We start from the raw sequence: 19315 nt of genomic DNA on the forward strand, positions 1-19315 counted from the left end.
GTGTTCAGAGGGGATTTCTCCTGTCGATTCTTTCGGAAGGATGGTTGCCCGTCTTTGACACTTTGAAGCTATATATACTCATAGAGCATTTTGGTTCTAATCAATAAATCGCGGTTGAGAAAGTTGAGCAGTCTCAATAACGTTGTTTGCGCCACTCTCTGGTGTCGGTGTTTTCGAGTGTTGAAATGTCGGCATCCTGTAACTCAAAGTCGGAGATGATCTTTTCTAACAATAGGATGGAGGCGACGGCGTCGTAGAGTGCGTCGTGCCAGGTTTTCTCTGGGACTATGGCGGTGACTTTCTCTTCAAGGCCGAGAGTTTTGCAGAGGTCACCTAGTGAATGGCTTGGGAGGTCGGGCCAGGCAGCGCGTGAGAGCTGGAGGGTATCGATCCACGGGCCGAATCCGTGACCGGGGAAGGCATGGAGGAAGCGTTTCTCGGTGCCGTGACCGTGTGCGACGACGGCTTTGTTTTTGAGGCGACGCTTAATGCTGGGCCAAAGCAGCATAAGTTTTGGGGCGTCGCGTAAGTCGTCGTGGGTGATTCCGTGCACTTTTTGCGCGGACCAGGTGATGTCTTGGTCGGTATGTATGTAGGAAATCCAAGTGTCGCTGACGTTGCCAGTTAGACTCCAAGTGCAGGTGCCAATTTGGACGGGAGCATCGGTTTTACCTGGTGCGGTGCCGGCTGATTCAAAGTCGATAGCAGTGAAGGTGATTTCGGAAATTTTCAAGCGAATGGCCTAGGTTAAGGAGCTCAGAGTGAGTTTTGTAAAAGCCATAGCAAGAAGTTGCTAGGAAAGGGGCTTTTGTTGATGATAGTGTCTTTGTTTTTGTCCGAGGAAATCGCGATGGCAAGACCGGAATCTGAGCTGTTGAGTTGGGCTACCGCTGCGGTGATTTGGAATTTTTTTTGAAGAAAGGCAGGGTGATCGGTCCATTTCTCTTTGATCGCCAGTAAATAGAAGCGCTGAAAGCCTTCGAGTGCTCGTTTCGAAATGTACGCTTTGGCTGAGCTTGAGGTGGGGAGATTTTGCCAAGTTTTAGTAAAATACGGGTCGTTGTTTAATGAGGCACTTTCGGAATGGAGGCGTTCTAGCATATGGGCACTGCTTACAATGGTGGTGCTGTCGTGTTCGGTGTCGAACTCGATGTTAGGGACATAACCTGCAATAGCATCGGCAAAATAGGTGGGGAGGGAGTAGGTTGTCTGGGACTTAGTTTTGGTTTGAGTGAAGAGTGCGTTTCGGGTCTTGATGTAGTGCAGGAGGATCGACTCGAAGAGGGCGTGGTTGCCATCGATGCGAAATGCGAAATGTGGATAGCCGATGGATTCTTTACCGAGGAAGAGCTCTTTGTTTTCGTCGAAGTCGATACAGAGGTGGAATGTGGTTTTGGGCGACGCAAGTAAGTCATGCAAGGAAGAGTTCGCGATTTTCTGATCGAGTATTGAGTTTGCTTGAGTGTTGCTGCCGATGAGTGTGTGGTATTGCTGGATCAACTCGCTGAGAGTTTCTAAATTGATCGTAACTTGGACTGCAATATCAGTGGATTCTGGGGCGAAGAAGGGAATGTTTTGCGCGTCATCTAGCAGGGAGAACATGCCAGTGTGTTCACGCAGGATAGTGACTTGGCTGAGCCAAGTGCCATCGAGTAAGAGGTTGGATTGTTCGACTTTTGAAATTTCATCTATGCCGAGAGTTTTAAAGAATTGCTCGGCAGCTTCTTTCCCGTGATGGGAGTGGAGTCGCTTTAATACTTTCTTTTGGATCGGAGTACTGTTGAACTCAGTTGGTGCAGGGAGTTCAGTGGCAGCACATAGCCTGAGTGCGCCAAGGAGAAAGATGAGGCTGAAAATTCGCATCAGAGTGCTGCTACTGCTTCGGAAGTGAAAAAGTCGAGATTTACGGAGATTCAATGCCTGTAACGTAGGCTTAAGGCTGAGCCACCTGCTAGATAGAAACCTTGTCTACGAAGGCACGGTGTAAGCCTCTTTAGTAACTCTAATGTGTGTGCTGGGACTGTTTTGAGGTGAAGCATAGTAGTGATTTCTTTTTGTCTGAAGAGCAATGTAAGCGAAGTGGAGAGCTTTCTTTTCGAGAGAACGCATCATAGAGTAGCCTGCCTCACGCGCGTTTACTTTTCCAATAGTCGCAGCAGATGTTTCGAATTATTTTAGGTGCTCTTTTCTAAAACACGTTGGGTTAAGCTCGTCGCATTTTTTTGCGGATCAATGTGTTGGATATTGGTGTCCCAAAAGAGATGTTCTGAAAAATGCTGCATTGTCGTTACATGTATTATCGCAGCAGGGAATAATGTGTCATGTGTTTTTTCCCTGTTGAGCCGAATATCCACTACATTTATCACTTGCATGTTGGCGTCTCCAACGCATTCTTTCTGCGTGAATCAACTGCCTGTCAAACCTGGTCTCGACGAGTTTCGTGCGCTTTCTGAGCGTGGAAATGTCGTTCCTGTGTATGCTCAGCTAGCTGCCGACTTTGAGACTCCTGTTTCTGCGTATCTGAAGATTGCGGATGAGAAGGGTGCCTTTTTGTTGGAGAGCGCTGAAAGTACTGACGCTGGTGGTCGCTATTCCTTTGTAGGATCTGCACCCCGCGCCGTGTTCAAAGCATACGGAAAAGAAATCGAGTGGCAGACTGGTAATGAAGTACAGTTTCTTTCGGCGGAGCAAGATGTCTTGGCTGAGCTTGAAAAGCTGATGGCGAAGTATAAGCCGGTGACGCACGGTGACGCGCCTCCGTTTTACGGTGGTATGGTGGGTTACCTCGGTTACGATGCGGTACAGCAATTTGAGCCAACGATCACGCAGGTTCCGGAAGATGATCTGAAGCTTCCTGACGCGGTGTTTATGCTGGCGGATACGATGTTAGTATTTGACCAGAAATTGCGTCGGATGTTGGTGGTTTCTAACGCTTTGTTAGATGATTTTGAAACTGCGGATGAAGCGTATGCAGAGGCGAAGGCGAAGATCCAAAGTTTACTTGATAAGCTGGATGAGCCGATGCACGTGGCTCCTTTGAACGGTCTGGTGGAGTATGCGAAACCAGAAGCAAAGAGCAATACAACGCAAGCTGAGTACGAGGATATGGTAGTGCAGGCGAAGGAATACATCGCCGCGGGTGATGCTTTCCAAGTGGTGCCGAGCCAGCGCTTTGAAGCGGATTACAAGGGCTCTCCTGTGAACCTGTATCGCGCGCTGCGTCATGTGAATCCTTCTCCGTACATGTTTATTTTACAGCTCGACGGCTTCTCGCTAGTGGGCAGTTCTCCCGAAGTGCACGTGCGTTCGATTCAGGGGCGCATCGATATCCGACCGATTGCTGGAACGCGCTGGAGAGGTAAAACGCAAGAGGAAGACGACGCTTTAGCGGCGGATCTTTTGGCGGATAAGAAGGAATGTGCAGAGCACTTAATGTTAGTGGATTTGGCGCGCAATGACGTGGGTCGCATTTCCAAGCACGGCAGTGTGACGGTGGACGATTTTATGATTGTTGAGCGTTACAGTCACGTGATGCACATCGTTTCAAACGTGCACGGCGACCTCGCGGACGGGCACAGTGCCTATGATGTTCTGCGCTCGACCTTCCCAGCTGGGACGGTGAGTGGTGCGCCGAAGATTCGCGCGATGCAGATCATCAACGAGCTGGAGAAAAACAAGCGCTGTACTTACTCAGGTGCGGTGGGATACTTTAGCTGGGATGGAAGCCACGACGGCTGTATTACGCTGCGTACCTGCTTAGTGAAGGACGAGAAAGTCTACGTGCAAGCTGGTGCAGGGGTGGTTGCTGATAGTAACCCGACCTATGAATTTGAAGAGACGCGCAACAAGGCGATGGGGATGCTCCGCGCCGTTGAGCTCGCAAAGACCATTGAAGAATAGAAGGACACAAGCATGCTTTTAGTAATCGATAACTACGACTCCTTCACCTACAACCTCGTTCAATATTTTGGCGAGTTGGGTCAAGAAATGAAGGTCGTGCGCAATGACAAATTCAGCATCGCTGAGATTGAAGAGCTCGCGCCGACGCATATTTGTATTTCACCAGGTCCGTGTTCGCCGATAGAGGCGGGCATTAGCTGTGAAGTCATCGAACACTTCGCTGGGAAAATTCCGATTTTCGGAGTTTGCCTTGGCCATCAATCGATCGGGCAGGTGTTCGGCGGTGATGTGATTCGTGCTGAAAAGCTGATGCACGGAAAGACGTCTCAGGTTTTCCACGAAGGAAAGAGCGTGTTCAAGGGGCTTGCTAGTCCGTTCACCGCGACGCGTTATCATTCACTCGTTGTGAAACGTGAAACACTTCCTGACTGTTTGGAGATCACTGCTGAAACCGAAGATGGAGTGATCATGGGATTACGTCACAAGGAAATGGAAATCCACGGTGTGCAGTTTCACCCGGAGTCAATATTGACTGAACACGGAAAAGTGATGCTGCAGAACTTTTTGGATATTTAAGGTCCTCGTTGAGCTGCGCGTGAACCCTTTTCGGAGCGTCAGCGCGATTCGCAGTAGAAAATAACCATTGTCACTTTCAGTTACAGATATTCAGAATGCGCTGCCTCACTCGGGACTTCGGGAGGGTACGGCGTGGTTGTTTTCAACTAAGCCGTTTGTGCTCACAAAGAAGGAGGCGCGGAAGGTTGAGTCGCTCGGGCATGTACTGGCAAAGTTTCAGCAGGCGAGTGATATGCTGTACCAACGTTCGGCGATGGGGCGGGTGCCGAGCTGGATTGCTGAGGTCCTCGATGCGGGGAAACCTGAGTGGATGGTGCAACAACAACGCGAAGTTGGGCTGCGCGAGGTGTTGCCTCGGGTGATTCGTCCGGATCTCATTCTCACTGAAGATGGCTTTGCTCTGACTGAGCTGGATAGCGTGCCGGGAGGCATGGGCATTACGACGTGGTTGAGCCAGCTGTACGCCGATGGTGGATTTGAGGTTATAGGTGGACGCGATGGGATGCCTGAAGGCTTTAAGAAGTTGATGCCAGATGGTGGTCGGATTTTAGTTTCTGAAGAAAGTGCGGATTACCGTCCAGAGATGGAATGGCTGGCTCAGCAATTGGGCGATGGGTTCCGAGTGGAAACGGCTGAGACTGCGGAGGCGACTGACGAAGCGACGTATCGCTTTTTTGAATGGTTTGATTGGGAAAATATTTCGGCAGCGAAAGAGCTGGCAGCGCAGGCGCATTTGACTTCTCCATGTAAACCGCATTTGGAAGAGAAGCTGTGGCTTGCCTTGCTCTGGACGCCAGCTTTGAAGAGCTTGTGGCAGGAAGCGATGCGCGGGAGGCATCTCGAGCGCGTGAAAGAAGTGGTGCCTTTTGGTTGGATGATGGATCCGCAGAAATTACCACCGCATGCTTCGTTGCCTAAGTTGGGGGTGAATTGCTGGGACGACGTGGCTGAGTTTAGCCAGAAAGAGCGCCGTCTGGTGGTGAAAGTGAGCGGCTTCAGTGAATTGGCGTGGGGGTCAAAGAGTGTCCAGATTGGTCACGATATGCCGCGCGAAGATTGGGCGGCTGCGATTGAGCGGGCAGTGAGTGAGTTTGACCACCAGCCGTGGATGATGCAGGTGTACCATGCAGGGAGGATCGTAGAGCATCCGTATTTTGATCCCGAGACTGGCAAAGAGAAATTAATGCAGGGGCGGGTGAGACTGTGTCCGTATTACTTCACCGATGAGAAGGGCGAGACCAAGCTTGGGGGAACGCTAGCGACGATTGTGCCAGCGGATAAGAAGAAGATCCACGGGATGAAAGATGGGATCTTGGTGCCGTGTGTGGTGGAGGAATAAGTAATTATTCAAGGTGCGCGAGATTATCTCGCCAAGGGGTGAGTGTGGTCGTATTTAGTGAGCATGACTCCATCCTTTCATCAAACACCCTGCGGTGAAATTAAATTACGTCTCGCAGAGATCGACGACATTCCTGGTTTAGTGGCGTTAAACAAGAAATGTTTTCCAGCCATGGTCGAAGAGAACGTGGTGTGGACTCGCGGGCAGCTGACGCAGCACCAAAAGCTTTTCCCTGAAGGGCAGATTGTTGCGGAGAAGGATGGAAAATTGGCGGGTGCGGTGGCGAGTTTGATCGTAGATCTGGGAATTGATCCGTACCGTCAGCATACCTATGCAGGGATTACCGATGGTGGATTTTTTCATAACCACCAAGCAGATGGGGATACCTTGTATGGGGCGGATGTGTATGTGGATCCAGACTTGAGAGGGAGCGGGATTGGGCATTTGCTTTACCAGGCGCGTCGCGACCTTTGTCGTCGTCTCAACTTGCGTCGGATTATTGCAGGTGGGCGCATCCACAGCTACCATGAATATGCGGACAAGATGTCGCCGGAGCAATATATTCGGGCGGTGGAAAATAAAGAGATTCGCGATTTGGTGCTATGTTTTCAAATGCGCGAGGGCTTCGTGGTGCGCGGCGTATTGAAGCACTACATTGCGGATCCCAATAGTAAAAATTACGCGACATTAATCGAGTGGCTGAATCCCGATTACGCACCAAGGGAGGAGGCGTCGCGCAAGGTGCGAGTGGCGTGTGTGCAGTATCAGATGCGCGGGGTATCTAGCTTTGAACAATTCGCCGAGCAGGTGGAATATTTTGTGGAGACGGCGCATGATTATCGTGCGGACTTTTTGGTGTTTCCTGAGTTTTTCTCCGTGCAGCTGCTTTCGCAAGAGAAGTGGCGCAATCTTCCGTCGGCGGCGGGGATTGCCAAGTTGGCGGACATGGAAGAGGAATTCACGGAGTTGATGACGCGGATGGCGCAGGAATATGGGATTCACATCATCGCGGGAAGCCATCCGATGCGTCGCGGTGAGAAGATTTACAATGCGTGCCCAGTGATTTTCCCTGACGGCTCAGTGGTGACGCAGCCGAAATTGCACATCACTCCGTCCGAGGTAAAATACTGGGGGATTACCGGTGGCAATGAGCTGCGAGTAATCAATACTCCCAAGGCTAAAGTGGGGGTGTTGATTTGTTACGATAGTGAATTTCCTGAAGCAGCGCGGTATTTAGCAGATCAGGGAGCTGAGATTATTTTTGTGCCATATTGCACCGATGATCGCCCTGCATACCAGCGTGTGAGGTTGTGTGCGGCGGCGCGCGCGATCGAGAATCAGGTGTATGTGGTGACCTCTGGGGTGATAGGGAACCTTCCGAGTGTGCCGGCGATGGATATTCATTATGGTCGGGCCGCGGTGTTCACTCCGAGCGATTTTGAATTTGCACGCGATGGTATTCAAGCAGAGGCTGACGCAAATGTGGAGATGCTGCTGGTGACGGATCTGGACATTGAAGATCTGTACCGTTCGAGGGCTTCGGGCAGCGTGCGGCCGAGGCTGGATCGGCGGAAAGATCTATTTGAGTTTCATGCCAAGTTACGCAATGAGCTTACTGATCTCAATGAGGATGAATTGGCTCCGATTGATTTGCCTAAGCTTGAAGAAGATTAAAGAAAAAAGGCAGCGCTCGTTGACGAGTGCTGCCTAGGATTTGGGATGTAGGTTGTGAGTAAAAAAGTTTAGCTACGTTTGCGGCGAGTTAGAAGTCCGATTGTTGCAATGCCTAGTAGGCTCGTAGAAGTTGGTTCGGGGACCGCTGTAAAGTCTACTGTATTGGTTTCGTTGAGCTCTGCGCTGAAGTTAAGGTTATCAATGAGAAGAGTTCCGTTAGGAGTGTCTCTAAAACCTAGGATAAAACCAACATCGTCTCCAATACTGCTTGATGCTGTGCTTGAGTTTAGTGTTCGAGACCCAACGATAGAGAAATTATCTGCACCAGAGGCGAATGTGTTGGTTGCTCCTGAAATACGATGGCCTCCACCATTTTCCCCTGCCCATATAGCGAAGCGGACGTCACCTGTGACATCGTCACCTGAGCCAGTGGCAATTTCATCAGTGATGTCGGCAGTAACGTTAATGAAGTCGTTTTCTTCGTAAGTTAAGTCTACGAGTAGGCTATATGAGTTACCTTTACTATCGAGACCTGTAAGGTTTATAGAACCGCTCCAGCCGAAATGGGAAGAAAGTGTTACATTGTTTGCTGAGGCTGTGAAGACACTCTGGATTGCATCATAGCCAGCGGGTACCGATTTAAGGTCGTTGTTTGTGATTGTGGGAGCCAGTGTGGCGGTAAGGCTGACAGTTTCACCTGTTCCACTGCCTTGTCCAGCGACGTCGACACTAAATGCTCCGAGGCCTGAGGCTGTGGAGAAGTCGAGGTTGACGGTCGCTGCGAGGCCTGCATTCGCCGATGCGAGTAACACGAGTAGGGCGCATTTTGTTGAAGGAATCATAGTTCTTGGTTTTTAATTGTGTGCCTCGGAAGCTGAGGTATTAGCCATGTTAGCGAAAAACTGAGTTGTGTGAATGCCGTTTCACGACTCGATTTTTAATTAAATACGACACCTTATGAGTTGGTGTGGCAGAAAAAATAAAGATTCCATGTATTGGAGCTAGATATTTTTTGGGGAGTGGGCTTGCGAGTGCATTTATCATAGCGTCAAATCTTTACACATATTGCGACACTAGATGAGCGGTGAGAGGGATATTTTAAGCATATGATAGTACTGAGCTCTTTCATGATGATGTGACCATTGAGCGATGCGAGTGCTTGTGAATCCTTTATTTATCATTGTTTGAAGGAGGATGGAGATGGATTAGTTGTAATAGAGTGTACAGAATCGAGGTTGTGTATGGTAAGGAGAAGTCGTTGGATTGGATAGCTTTGCCAAGGGTGTTGCGAATTTAGGTGTGAAAGAATGAGGGAGCAAAAGAGTACGCTTAATCATGATGAATAAGTCGCAACGTATCAACCTAAGTCGGCGTAAGTTTCTAAGAAGCAGTACAGCTACCTTAGCGCTTCCGGTATTGGAGTCATTGGGTGCGCGAGCATTCGCCGCGACACCTCTGCCAGCAACTCCACCGAAGCGTATGGTATTTTTAGCGACGGGGTATGGGGTGACTCAAGAGACGTGGTTTCCCAGCCAGAAAGAGCCAGGCAAGAACTACGCATTGCCTTTAGGTCTGAAGGCGTTGGAGCGACATAAGTCAGATTTCAGTATCGTCCAGAATACGAGCAATAAGAACTCCGCGGAAGCGCACTGGGGGAGTACTTTCTGGCTCACTGGGGCGAATCGTTTTGGTGCGCCAGGTAGCAGCTTTCATAATAGTATTTCGGCTGACCAAGTGGCAGCGGCGCAGTGGGGCGACTCCACGCGGTTTTCTTCGATTCATCTAAATGGTTCAGAGAAAGGTATTGCTGGTCCGGGGCATGGTCCGGGGTTGTCGTTGGCTTGGGGGCAAGGTGGGAAACCGATTGCTGGGCTGAATAGCCCACAGGTTTTATATCATCGCTTGTTTTCAGCGCCAAAGGTGTCGATTGAGGAGCGGAAAGTGATGTTGGCTGAAGAGCGCAGCGTGTTAGATGCTTTGCTGACTGACGCGAAAAGTCTTCAGCGTGGCTTGAGTAAGTCGGATCAAGACAAGTTGGATGAGTACTTTGAAGGCATTCGCAGTATTGAGACTCGCTTGAGTAAAGACGAGCAATGGATGCATAAGCCTTTGCCGAAAGCTCCTTTTGATGAGCCAAAGCCGCCAGCGAATGGTATAGAAGAAATACGCTTAAGTTACGACCTGATGGTTGCTGCGTTGCAGACTGACAGCACTCGCGTTCTTACCTACAGGCAGCCGATCGCCGATGTGCTGAGTAGCTTAGGGACCTCGGTTTTGGCGCATGATATGAGCCACTACGTGCCAGGGGAGCGGATGAAGGTTTCGCAGATGCGCGATGCGGCGCACAGCAAATTGCTGGCGGAGCTTTTTGATAAATTGAAGAACATCAAAGAGGCTGACGGCTCGAGCTTATTTGACAATACGTGCTTAGCCTTCGGGTCGAACCTGCGTAGCATTCACTATCTCGACAATTGCACGACCTTGCTCGCAGGTGGTGGGGCGTCGATCAAGTTGGGAGAAAACATTGTTTTACCGAAGGACACACCTTTGTGCGATGTCTGGTTGACCTTGCTCAATGGGGTGGGAGTGAAGGTGCCACGTCATGGCGATAGCACAGGAATACTGAAGAAGCTTTTGGCTTAGGTGATGAAACTATTTCCAAGTATCACAAGGTGGGGCTGGTTGCTGCCGAGTTTGGCGTTTGCCGAACCTGAAGCGATTTTGCCGGAGAAGCATCAGGATTATATCTACAATTACTGTATCGACTGTCATGATAGCTCGATGGCAAAGGGCAAGGTGAATCTTGAAGATCTCCCTTTCGAGATTGGTACGATTGAGCATGCCGAGTATTGGCAGAAAGTGCTCAACGCGATCAATGCGGGTGAAATGCCACCTGAGGATGAAATCCAGCCCAAGGAGCAAGAAAAGGCGGACTTTTTAGCAGATCTTTCTGAGACATTGGTGGTGGCTCGAGATATTCTCAGCGATGCGAAAGGGGTGTCTGTGATGCGTCGCCTGAGCCGGCGCGAGTACGAAAATACGATGCGCGATTTATTAGGCATTCCAATCGATGCGAGTGTCTTGCCTTCGGATCAGTCCAGCGAGTCCTACGACACAATGGGGTCTTCCTTGTACATGTCGTCTGATCAGGTGTTGAACTATCGGAGCTTGGCGAAGGAAGCACTCGAAAATGCTATCGAAGTCGCGCAATCCGAGCGGGCGCTCCAAAAGCGTAGGATTGATTTGGAAGAGACTCGTAATGACGCAGTGCAAAGGCAGCTCGCGATTCAGACGAGTATCCAATACCGCTATAAGCGCTGGACAAAAGAGGTCGATCACTTCGCGAACTTAGCGGAAAACCGGGACGCAAAGCTCGCGATTCAGAAGGAGATTGCTGGGAAGCCAAAGAGCGAGTTTTATGCGCATTGGGATAAGATTAAAGGTGCTCCCTCACCTAAGAAGTATGGATTCTTGGACGTCGCTGGAGCGAATACTTTTAATAACAAATGGGAACACCTCATGCCTATTTTGTTAGATTACGCGACATTGCCTCACCGAGACAAGGGGGTGTACCTCATTCCTGACCAAAATGCGTATGTGTATAACCATTTTCACATCCATCAAGCATGGCAACCAGGTGAGTACAAAGTGCAGATGCGGGTTGCGGCGATAGGGCAGCATGCGTTGCCGCCAAGCCGACGTGAGTTGGACCCATATATGGTCGAAGCTACCGATCCTTCACGCCATTTCTTAGATGTGGATTCACAGAAAGGACGTTTCACCATAGCGACGCACCATGTGAGAGGTACGGTTGAAGAGCCTGGTTTGATTGAATTTCAGGTGACTCAGAGACCCGGTGATCTGCACACATTCAGCCTGAGTGAACGTGGTGATTTAGAGCGCCGTGGAAGGTATTTAAATCATGCATCGATGAAGGAACATGGGGTTCGCTTATTGCCGGCAATCTGGGTGGATTCTATCGAAATCACTGGGCCGTATTATACGGAGAGACAGACGAAGAGTCTGGATCGTCTCAAAGAGTGGATGGTGAAGCTAGAGGGGGATCGCTCTGCAGCGGCTGAGGTGCTCCAAGAATTTTCTACAATAGCACTGCGTGGGCGCTTGCCTTCGAAGCCATTTACGGATCGCTTGGTGGAACTTTTTCAGAAGCGTCTCGAGCAGGGAAAAGCACCCGTGGAAGCCTTCGCCGAAATGGGCTCCATCGTGCTGTCATCGCCGAGTTTTCTCTATTTGTCTGAGAAGCCAGGGGATAGTCAGAGTATCAGCGATGCTGAGTTAGCGAATCGCTTGTCGTATTTCCTCAATGCGGGCCCACCAGATGAGCAGCTGTTAGAGGCGGTGACGGCAGGGACATTGAAACAGGAGGAGGTGTTGCTGAAGCATACTCGTAGATTGCTTGAGAAGCCTGAGGTGGAACGCTTCATTGAGCCATTTCTAGATCAATGGCTGGGCTTGGATCGGCTCGATTTTTTCCAATTTAATACTCAGAAGCATCCCGACTTTACGCTCGGAGTCAAAAAGGCGGCGCGCCGGGAAATTTATGAGACATTCCTGCACTGGATTCGCAGCAATGGAAGTCTCGGCAATTTGCTTCAGTCAGATACCATCGTGGTGAATGCCATTCTCGCTGACCTGTATGGTATTCCTGGAGTAGAGGGAGATCATTATCGGCCAGTCACTGTACCTGAATCATCGGCTCGCGGTGGTTTGCTTGGAATGGCTGCGATTCATGCGATGGGGAGTAATGGGAAAGATACCAGCCCTGTCGAGCGCGGTGCGTGGGTGCTCAGAAAGCTGATGAATAACCCACCTCCGCCAGCGCCTCCGAACATTCCTCAGCTCAGCCGACTCGAAGAGGAAAAGTTAGGGACGCGCGAACTGATCACTATGCACCAAGAAAAAGCGCAGTGTGCGCAGTGCCATCGAAAGATTGATCCGATTGGTTTTGGGTTAGAAAATTTTGATGCGATCGGTCGTTGGCGCACTCGTGATGACCGACATGGAGTGCCGGCGAGTAAGTTGCTTATTGATCCCGCTGGAAAGATTTATGGTGGCGATGCATTCGAGGACTTCTTTGAGCTTCGAGGGATCGTGAGCACGCAGTACCGTGACGCCTTCGCGTATGGATTTATCAAAAATCTTGGAGAGTATGCGCTTGGACGGAGGCTTGGGTTTACCGACTTGAACTGGCTGGACGAGGTTGTGGCTGATGCGAAGCGCGAGGATTATGCCCTGCCTGCGATCATTGAAGCGCTGGTGACCAGTGAGGCGTTTCGAGAAAAACTGTAGCATAAAAAAGGCAGCGCTCCGTGCGGAGGCTGCCTGTGAAAAGGAGTGAGTATAATCGAGGCCGAATTACACGACGCTTGCGAATTTCGTATCTACGTAGCTGAGCACGAGAGCTTCGAGAGCGTCGTTTTTAAGGCGTTCAATGACTTCCACTGAGAACCCGCGAGCGATGAGCTGGCGAGCTTGTTTCGGGTGGATGCCACGCGCTTGGAGGTAGAAGATTTCTTCGTCACTGATGGCTGCCGCGGTAGAACCGTGAGAGCACTTCACTTGGTCGGCATTGATCTGGAGACCAGGCATGGAGTTTGCTTCGGTGGTGTCGTCCATGAGCAAGTTACGGCAGGTCTGGTACGCATCCGTGTAGTGTGCACCTTCGTCGACTGCGATGAGTCCTGAGAAGACTGTCTTGGCTTTGCCGAAGAGAGTGTTCTTGTAGAGGAGGTCGCTGTTGGTGTGCGGTGCTGCGTGGTGTTGGAAAGTACGTTGGTCGTACTTTTGCTCACCAGATGGCAGGTTAATCGAGAGCATGTCAGAGTTCGCCCCTTCGCCATTAAGTTTGGAGAGGGATTCGTTACGAGCCCAAGACGCGCCGACGTTGAGTGTGAATGCCTTTGCATTGGCATCGCGCTCGACTTCAGTGTTATTGATTTGGACAATCTTGGAGTTGAGGTTGAGGTCCTGGATTGCTGAGTAATTCAGCTGGGAGCCTTTTCCTGCGATGAGGTCGTTCATGGCGATGACAAGACCTGAGGTGTCGCCAGCGTTTTTGAAGTAGTCGACGACAGTTACCTTTGCATTATCTTCAGTGATGATGAGTGTGTGCGGGAAGATTGCGCATTTGTCACCAGCGACGATGTGGTAGACTTCGATCGGCTTTTCAACTTCGACGCCTTTCGGGACGAATACGAAGAGTCCGTTGGAAAGGTGTGCTTTGTGGAGGGCGGCGTACTTAGTGGAACCAAGCTTGGTGTCACCCTGCATGAAGTATTTTTCAACGAGTTTAGCGTGCTGCTGGAGTGCGTCTTCGAGAGGGAGACAGATCACGCCTTCAGGCAGTTCTGCTTCTGCGTGGACGAGTGAGTCGTTTGCGAAGATGAACTGTGCGGATGTCTCGTCGAGACCTGATATTTGGACGTCGATGTCTTCGGAGTCTGCAAATGCTGCAGGTGTGTAGCCTTCGAAGCTGAGTTGCTTGAGTTCACCGAAACGCCAGTTTTCGTCCTTGCGGGATGGGGCCGGTGTGTCGAGGTATGTTTGCCAAGCTGCTGATTGTGCATCAACAAACCACTGAGGTGCGCCTTCGAGAGTTGTTGGCTGTTCAGCGGTAATGCTTGGTAATTCTAAAGTTGTAGTCATTACAAAAGTTTTTGATTATTGAATCAAGGTTAGTTTCGGATGCTTAGGGATAAGCGTTCCTGCCTATAATTAGCCGACGGAGCCTTCCATTTCGAGGTCGATGAGGCGTTTGAGTTCAACGGAGTATTCCATAGGGAATTCGCGGACGAGGTCGTTTACGAAGCCGTTCACAGCGAGTGACATGGCTTGACCTTCGTTGAGTCCACGTTGCTGCATGTAGAAAAGCATGTCTTCGGAAACCTGAGAAACGGAGGCCTCGTGCTGTGTCACGTGTTGGTTACCTCGAACAGTGATAGCTGGGTAAGTGTCGGTACGTGAGTTGGTGTTGATTAGCAAGGCGTCACACTCAGTGTTGTTTTTACAGCCTTTGAGGTGTTTCGGAATGTGCACTTGGCCTCGGTAAGTGGAGACCCCTTCACCGACAGAGATCGACTTAGAGACAACATTGGATGTGGTGTTGTTTGCTGCGTGGATCATTTTTGCACCTGTGTCTTGGTGCTGGCCGTTGTTCGCCAGAGCAATGGAGATCACTTCGCCACGCGCACGTTCACCTTTCATGACCACACCTGGGTACTTCATGGTGAGGCGGGAACCGATGTTACAGTCGATCCAGCGGATCTCAGCATCTTCGTGGGCCATGCCACGCTTGGTGACGAGGTTGAAGACGTTGGATGACCAGTTCTGGACGGTGACGTACTGGATCTTTGCGCCCTTCATGGCGACGAGTTCAACTACTGCAGAGTGGAGGGTAGATGTCTCGAACTGAGGTGCAGTACAGCCTTCCATGTACATTACTTCGGAGCCTTCGTCAGCGATGATGAGCGTGCGCTCGAACTGGCCGAAGTTTTCGGAGTTGATACGGAAATATGCTTGTAGTGGTTGCTTGAGCTTTACCCCTTTCGGAATGTAGATGAAGGAGCCACCAGAGAATACTGCGGAGTTGAGAGCTGAGAATTTGTTGTCACCAGTAGGGATGACTTTGCCGAACCACGGGCGGAAGATTTCTTCGTGCTCGCGGAGACCTTCTGTGGAGTTCACAAAAATGACGCCTTCTTTTGAAAGCTCTTCTTTGACGTTGGAGTACGCAGCTTCGGAGTCGAACTGGGCTTCTACACCTGCGAGGAAGGCGCGTTCTTGTTCTGGGATGCCGAGACGTTCAAAGGTTTCTTTTACGTCGTCAGGCACATCGTCCCAGCTACGTTTTGGGCGCTCACCGTCAGAGAGGTAGTAGCGGATGGCATCAAAATCGATGTTGTTGAGGTCGTCAGTTGCCCAGTTGGTAGGCATTGGCTTGGATTCAAATACGTCGAGTGCCTTGTGGCGGAACTCGCGGATCCAGTCTTTTTCTTTTTTGACCTTTGAGATGTAGTCGATGGTCTCTTTATTGAGTCCGTAACCGGCATCGAATTTGTGATTTTCCGGGAAACGGAAGTCCCCCTTAGCGCGGTCTACTGCGATCGCGTCTTGAGTGTCCTGATCGATGTCAGGAGAAATTGTAGAATCTGAAATTTCCATATACTTCGTTGAGTTAGGGTTGAAGTGTTCGGGGTGAATGGACGTGTGGACGTCCCTGTCATTTAATTAGACTGCTGCAGGCTGAAGGTGGTCGTAACCTTTTTCTTCGAGCTCAAGAGCGAGTTCTGGGCCGCCAGTTTTAACGATTTGGCCATCAGCTAGCACGTGAACTACGTCTGGTTTGATGTAGTTCAGGAGACGCTGGTAGTGGGTGATGACGAGGAAACCTCGCTCTGGGCTGCGGAGCATGTTGACGCCTTCGGAAACGATCTTGAGGGCATCGATGTCGAGGCCTGAGTCAGTTTCATCGAGGATTGCGTATTTAGGGTCGAGCATCATCATCTGGAGGATCTCGTTGCGCTTTTTCTCACCACCGGAGAATCCTTCGTTGACTGCACGTCCAGTGAACTTGCGATCCATGTTGAGGGAGTCCATTTTTGCGTAGAGATCTTTGTAGTAAGCAACGGCATCGATTTCTTGACCTTCTGGGAGGCGAGAGGAAAGAGCAGCGCGGATAAAGTTCGCATTGGAAACACCTGGGATTTCCATTGGGTACTGGAATGCGAGGAAGATGCCTGCGCGTGAGCGCTCATCGACTTCCATTTCAAGAACGTCTTCACCATCCATCTCGATGGAACCTGATGTTACTTCGTAGTCTTCGTGACCTGCGATGATTTTGGAAAGTGTGGATTTACCAGCACCGTTCGGGCCCATGATGGCGTGGACTTCACCTTTAGGGATTTCGAGGTTGAGGCCCTTGAGAATCTCGGTGTCGCCGATCTTAGCGTGAAGGTCTTTGATGATGATAGACATGGTCTTACTAGTGTTATGTTTTACGTTTATGTGTTAAGTTAGTTTTGTCGCGGTGGGTGCCGCAGAAAGCTTTAGTTGTGGGGGATGGTGCCGCGAAGGGTGATGTCGAGGTTATTGACTTGTGCTCCTTCGGGGAGTTCGAGGAAGTCGCTGAGCTTGACGCCTTTTTTGAATTGGACATCGAGGATGCTGCCAGTGGACTCGTCGTGGAAGTGGCCGTGTTCGTTGAGGTTCGGACAATAGCGTGAGGACTCGCGCTCGAAGTTGACTTGTCGCACGGCATTGTGTTCGACGAGTGTTTCGAGGCAATTGTAGACCGTAGCAAGGGAGATGCCAGGAGTGCTCTGTTTCACGCGCTCGTAGACTTCTGCTGCGGTTGGATGATCGCGATTTTCCATAAGTACGCGATACACTTCCTTGCGCTGTTTAGTCATGCGCAAGCCGGGAATATTGAGTGTGTCGACATCAGTTTTCATGGCGCGGGGAAGCTAGGCTTGGGAATTTCACCAATCAAGTCTTATTTAGAATAATTCTAAGTCTAAATAAGTATAAGGAATTCTAATGAAACTTTGAAGTTCCAAAATCAAATTATCTTCGTAGAAATTAGTGATGCATCGAGACGTTGAGAAGATTTTGATTACAGAAGAAGAGATTCGCCAAAGGTTGGATGTGGTGGCGCAGAAGATTCTTTTGGAATTTGCCGACGATGAATTAGTTGTGGTGATTTTGTTAAAGGGAGCCTTAGTTTTTGCCGCAGACATGTGTCGACGCTTGCCGGTGAAGATGACGGTTGAGTGTATCAATGTGGCGAGTTACCATGGAGATATTAAAAGCAGCGGCAAGGTGAAGTTTCTTGATGCAAAATTGCCAGAGGTTGCAGGCAAGAAGGTGTTGGTGATGGATGATATCTTAGACACAGGGTTGACGATGCGAGCAGTGGTTGATTCCCTGAGAGAATTGGGAGCGAGCGAGGTGAAGGGGTGTGTGCTGCTGAACAAAAAGAAAGAGCGGTCGGTGACGTGTGAAGCAGATTACAGAGCCTTCGATATCGAAGATGAATTTGTCATCGGCTATGGGCTAGACTTTCAAGGAAAGTATAGGAATTTGCCCTATGTGGGCGTGATGAAGCAGTAGAATAGGGATGCCGCTACGTGGTGTCTAGATGAGGGGAGACCTCGGTGGCTTAATGGAATGGAGCGGGCTAGGCTGTGTTGGAAATCAATGATGTTGCCTTTATGGTTCGAAGACGGGGGCGCTGCTGGACGTCGGCGGAGCGACGTCACTGAGGTGGGGTGTGAGATTAGGTTTTTGGGATGTGCGATGTGTCTAAGGGACTCAAGTCGTAGGTCATCGAATGTATCGCGTGGTCGCGGAGGATAAGATTGCTCTATTCGACGGGGCCTAGGTCGCCGTGGCCGCCTTTGGCACCGCCGCCTTTGGAGGCGTTGCGTGAGCGGATGGAGAAAACGATAGGTACGCCAAGAACATCGTGTTGTTCGCGGATGCGGTTGGCTAGGTATTGTTCGTAGTGCTCGTGCATGAGGCGCTTATCGTTGACGAAGAGAATGAACTGCGGAACGGGGATCGCGGTGTACTTGTCGTTCACTACAGCAGTTGCATACATGAGTTTGACGCGCTTTTTGTATTTTTTATGCTGTGATGGTGGTTTGATGTCCATCGCATCATTGAGCAAGCGGTTGAGGCGCCCAGTTGTGATCGGGTTACGCGCCGCGTCACGGATGCGGGAGATCTGGTTGAAAATTTGGGAAATGTGTTGGCCTTCTTTTGCGGAGACACAGGCGTAGGGCGCCCATGAGAGGAAGAAGAGCTCGTGATTGATGAGTTCCTTGGCTTTTTCGAGTCGTGCTTGGCGAGATCCCCCCGGTTCAAAGAGGTCCCATTTGTTGAGAATGATGAGGCAGGGCTTGCGTTCTTCTTTGACCATTTTCGCGATCTTACGGTCCATGGAAGAAATGCCTGCATCAAGATCGATAACCAGCAGGCAGATATCGGCGCGGCGGATCGATTTCTCGGTACGCATGGCTGAGAAGACTTCGACCGAGGTATCCATTTTTTGACGCTGTCGCAGGCCTGCTGTGTCGATGAGTGTGTGCTTTTCTTCTCCCCATGTGTATGGGATGTCGATGGCATCGCGGGTGGTGCCGGCGATGTCGGAAACGATGGTGCGTTCGTCTTTGAGAATGGCATTGATGAGTGAGGACTTGCCAGCGTTTGGCTTGCCGACGATGGCGATCTTAAGGCCTTCGCGTTCGACGACTTCTTGAATTTCTTCCTCTTCTTCGCTGCGTTCTTCGATGATTTTGCCGAGGGTGTCGTCCATTAGTTCGGCGAGCTCGCCAAAGCCGCGGCCATGAGCTGCGGAAATTGCAACACCAGAGCCTAGTCCGAGGCGGGCGAAGTCACCGGCCATGAGCTCTTGTTCGGCGTGGTCGGCTTTATTGAGGATGAGAAATACGGGGGATTTCGCACGGCGGAGTTTTTGTGCGAGAGCTTCGTCTGTAGGGGTGAGACCGGCACGGGCATCGACAACAAAGAGAATCATGTCAGCGCTGCTCATGGCGATGTCGGCCTCGATGGTGACTTGATCGTGGAAGCCATCGTCGAGTTCCATGCCGATGCCACCGGTGTCGATGATTTCGCAGGCGTGGTCGGTCATTTTACAAGGAGCCGAAATGCGGTCGCGCGTGACACCAGGTTCATCGTGCACGATGGCAATACGGCGCTCGGCGAGTCGGTTAAAGATCGCTGATTTACCGACATTGGGCCGGCCGACTATGGCGATGATTGGAGCTTTCAAGTGTTCAGAGTGAA

The 19315-nt window shown here is 50.6% G+C and carries 16 protein-coding genes; 7 read left to right on the plus strand and 9 right to left on the minus strand.

Going from position 1 to position 19315, the window contains the following annotated elements:
* Positions 1–133: 133 nt before the first annotated feature.
* From ACFPK9_RS12910 to ACFPK9_RS12920, 3 genes are all read right to left on the minus strand, one after another.
* Entirely contained in the window at positions 134–733 is a 600-nt protein-coding gene (locus tag ACFPK9_RS12910; protein ID WP_377095320.1) for a 3'-5' exonuclease, read from the minus strand.
* A gap of 23 nt (positions 734–756) precedes the next feature.
* Positions 757–1863: a hypothetical protein gene (locus tag ACFPK9_RS12915; protein WP_377095321.1), complete on the minus strand. Its 1107-nt coding sequence runs from the start codon at positions 1861–1863 to the stop codon at positions 757–759.
* 311 nt (positions 1864–2174) lie between these two features.
* A complete protein-coding gene (locus ACFPK9_RS12920; RefSeq protein ID WP_377095322.1) occupies positions 2175–2372 on the minus strand; it encodes a DUF6922 domain-containing protein in 198 nt (65 codons plus the stop codon).
* 28 nt (positions 2373–2400) lie between these two features.
* Between ACFPK9_RS12920 and trpE the strand changes: the two genes are divergently transcribed.
* The 4 genes from trpE (at position 2401) to ACFPK9_RS12940 (ending at position 7489) form a co-directional block, all read left to right on the plus strand.
* Positions 2401–3900 carry an anthranilate synthase component I gene (gene trpE, locus ACFPK9_RS12925; RefSeq protein ID WP_377095323.1) on the plus strand — a complete coding sequence of 500 codons (1500 nt, stop codon included), beginning with the start codon at positions 2401–2403 and terminating at the stop codon, positions 3898–3900.
* A 12-nt stretch (positions 3901–3912) separates the two neighbouring features.
* Positions 3913–4476: an aminodeoxychorismate/anthranilate synthase component II gene (gene pabA, locus ACFPK9_RS12930; RefSeq protein WP_377095324.1), complete on the plus strand. Its 564-nt coding sequence runs from the start codon at positions 3913–3915 to the stop codon at positions 4474–4476.
* A gap of 67 nt (positions 4477–4543) precedes the next feature.
* The gene (locus ACFPK9_RS12935; protein WP_377095325.1) at positions 4544–5815 is read left to right on the plus strand and encodes a hypothetical protein; all 1272 of its coding nucleotides are present in this window, start codon (positions 4544–4546) and stop codon (positions 5813–5815) included.
* 63 nt (positions 5816–5878) lie between these two features.
* Positions 5879–7489 carry a GNAT family N-acetyltransferase gene (locus ACFPK9_RS12940; protein WP_377095326.1) on the plus strand — a complete coding sequence of 537 codons (1611 nt, stop codon included), beginning with the start codon at positions 5879–5881 and terminating at the stop codon, positions 7487–7489.
* A 68-nt stretch (positions 7490–7557) separates the two neighbouring features.
* On the opposite strand, the gene ACFPK9_RS12945 is transcribed toward ACFPK9_RS12940, so the two are convergent.
* Positions 7558–8331: a PEP-CTERM sorting domain-containing protein gene (locus ACFPK9_RS12945; RefSeq protein ID WP_377095327.1), complete on the minus strand. Its 774-nt coding sequence runs from the start codon at positions 8329–8331 to the stop codon at positions 7558–7560.
* A 493-nt stretch (positions 8332–8824) separates the two neighbouring features.
* Between ACFPK9_RS12945 and ACFPK9_RS12950 the strand changes: the two genes are divergently transcribed.
* Together ACFPK9_RS12950 and ACFPK9_RS12955 are read left to right on the plus strand one after the other, a co-directional pair.
* Positions 8825–10132, plus strand: coding sequence for a DUF1552 domain-containing protein (locus ACFPK9_RS12950; protein ID WP_377095328.1), 1308 nt, complete (start codon positions 8825–8827; stop codon positions 10130–10132).
* A gap of 3 nt (positions 10133–10135) precedes the next feature.
* Positions 10136–12799, plus strand: coding sequence for a DUF1592 domain-containing protein (locus ACFPK9_RS12955; RefSeq protein WP_377095329.1), 2664 nt, complete (start codon positions 10136–10138; stop codon positions 12797–12799).
* 66 nt (positions 12800–12865) lie between these two features.
* On the opposite strand, the gene sufD is transcribed toward ACFPK9_RS12955, so the two are convergent.
* The 4 genes from sufD to ACFPK9_RS12975 form a co-directional block, all read right to left on the minus strand.
* A complete protein-coding gene (gene sufD, locus ACFPK9_RS12960; RefSeq protein ID WP_377095330.1) occupies positions 12866–14155 on the minus strand; it encodes a Fe-S cluster assembly protein SufD in 1290 nt (429 codons plus the stop codon).
* A 69-nt stretch (positions 14156–14224) separates the two neighbouring features.
* Positions 14225–15670, minus strand: a complete 1446-nt coding sequence (sufB, locus tag ACFPK9_RS12965; RefSeq protein WP_377095331.1) for a Fe-S cluster assembly protein SufB — start codon at positions 15668–15670, stop codon at positions 14225–14227.
* A 66-nt stretch (positions 15671–15736) separates the two neighbouring features.
* Positions 15737–16483 carry a Fe-S cluster assembly ATPase SufC gene (gene sufC / locus ACFPK9_RS12970; protein WP_377095332.1) on the minus strand — a complete coding sequence of 249 codons (747 nt, stop codon included), beginning with the start codon at positions 16481–16483 and terminating at the stop codon, positions 15737–15739.
* Between the two features lie 71 nt (positions 16484–16554).
* Positions 16555–16959: a Fur family transcriptional regulator gene (locus tag ACFPK9_RS12975; RefSeq protein WP_377095333.1), complete on the minus strand. Its 405-nt coding sequence runs from the start codon at positions 16957–16959 to the stop codon at positions 16555–16557.
* 133 nt (positions 16960–17092) lie between these two features.
* Here ACFPK9_RS12975 and hpt point away from each other — a divergent pair, with 133 nt between their 5' ends.
* Complete coding sequence (gene hpt, locus ACFPK9_RS12980) at positions 17093–17617, plus strand: hypoxanthine phosphoribosyltransferase (RefSeq protein ID WP_377095334.1); 525 nt, start codon at positions 17093–17095, stop codon at positions 17615–17617.
* 253 nt (positions 17618–17870) lie between these two features.
* Here the strand turns inward: hpt and der are convergent, their stop codons facing one another.
* The gene (gene der / locus ACFPK9_RS12985; protein ID WP_377095335.1) at positions 17871–19301 is read right to left on the minus strand and encodes a ribosome biogenesis GTPase Der; all 1431 of its coding nucleotides are present in this window, start codon (positions 19299–19301) and stop codon (positions 17871–17873) included.
* Positions 19302–19315 lie beyond the last annotated feature (14 nt).

This window comes from Rubritalea spongiae, assembly GCF_042652385.1.
GTDB lineage: Bacteria > Verrucomicrobiota > Verrucomicrobiia > Verrucomicrobiales > Akkermansiaceae > Rubritalea > Rubritalea spongiae.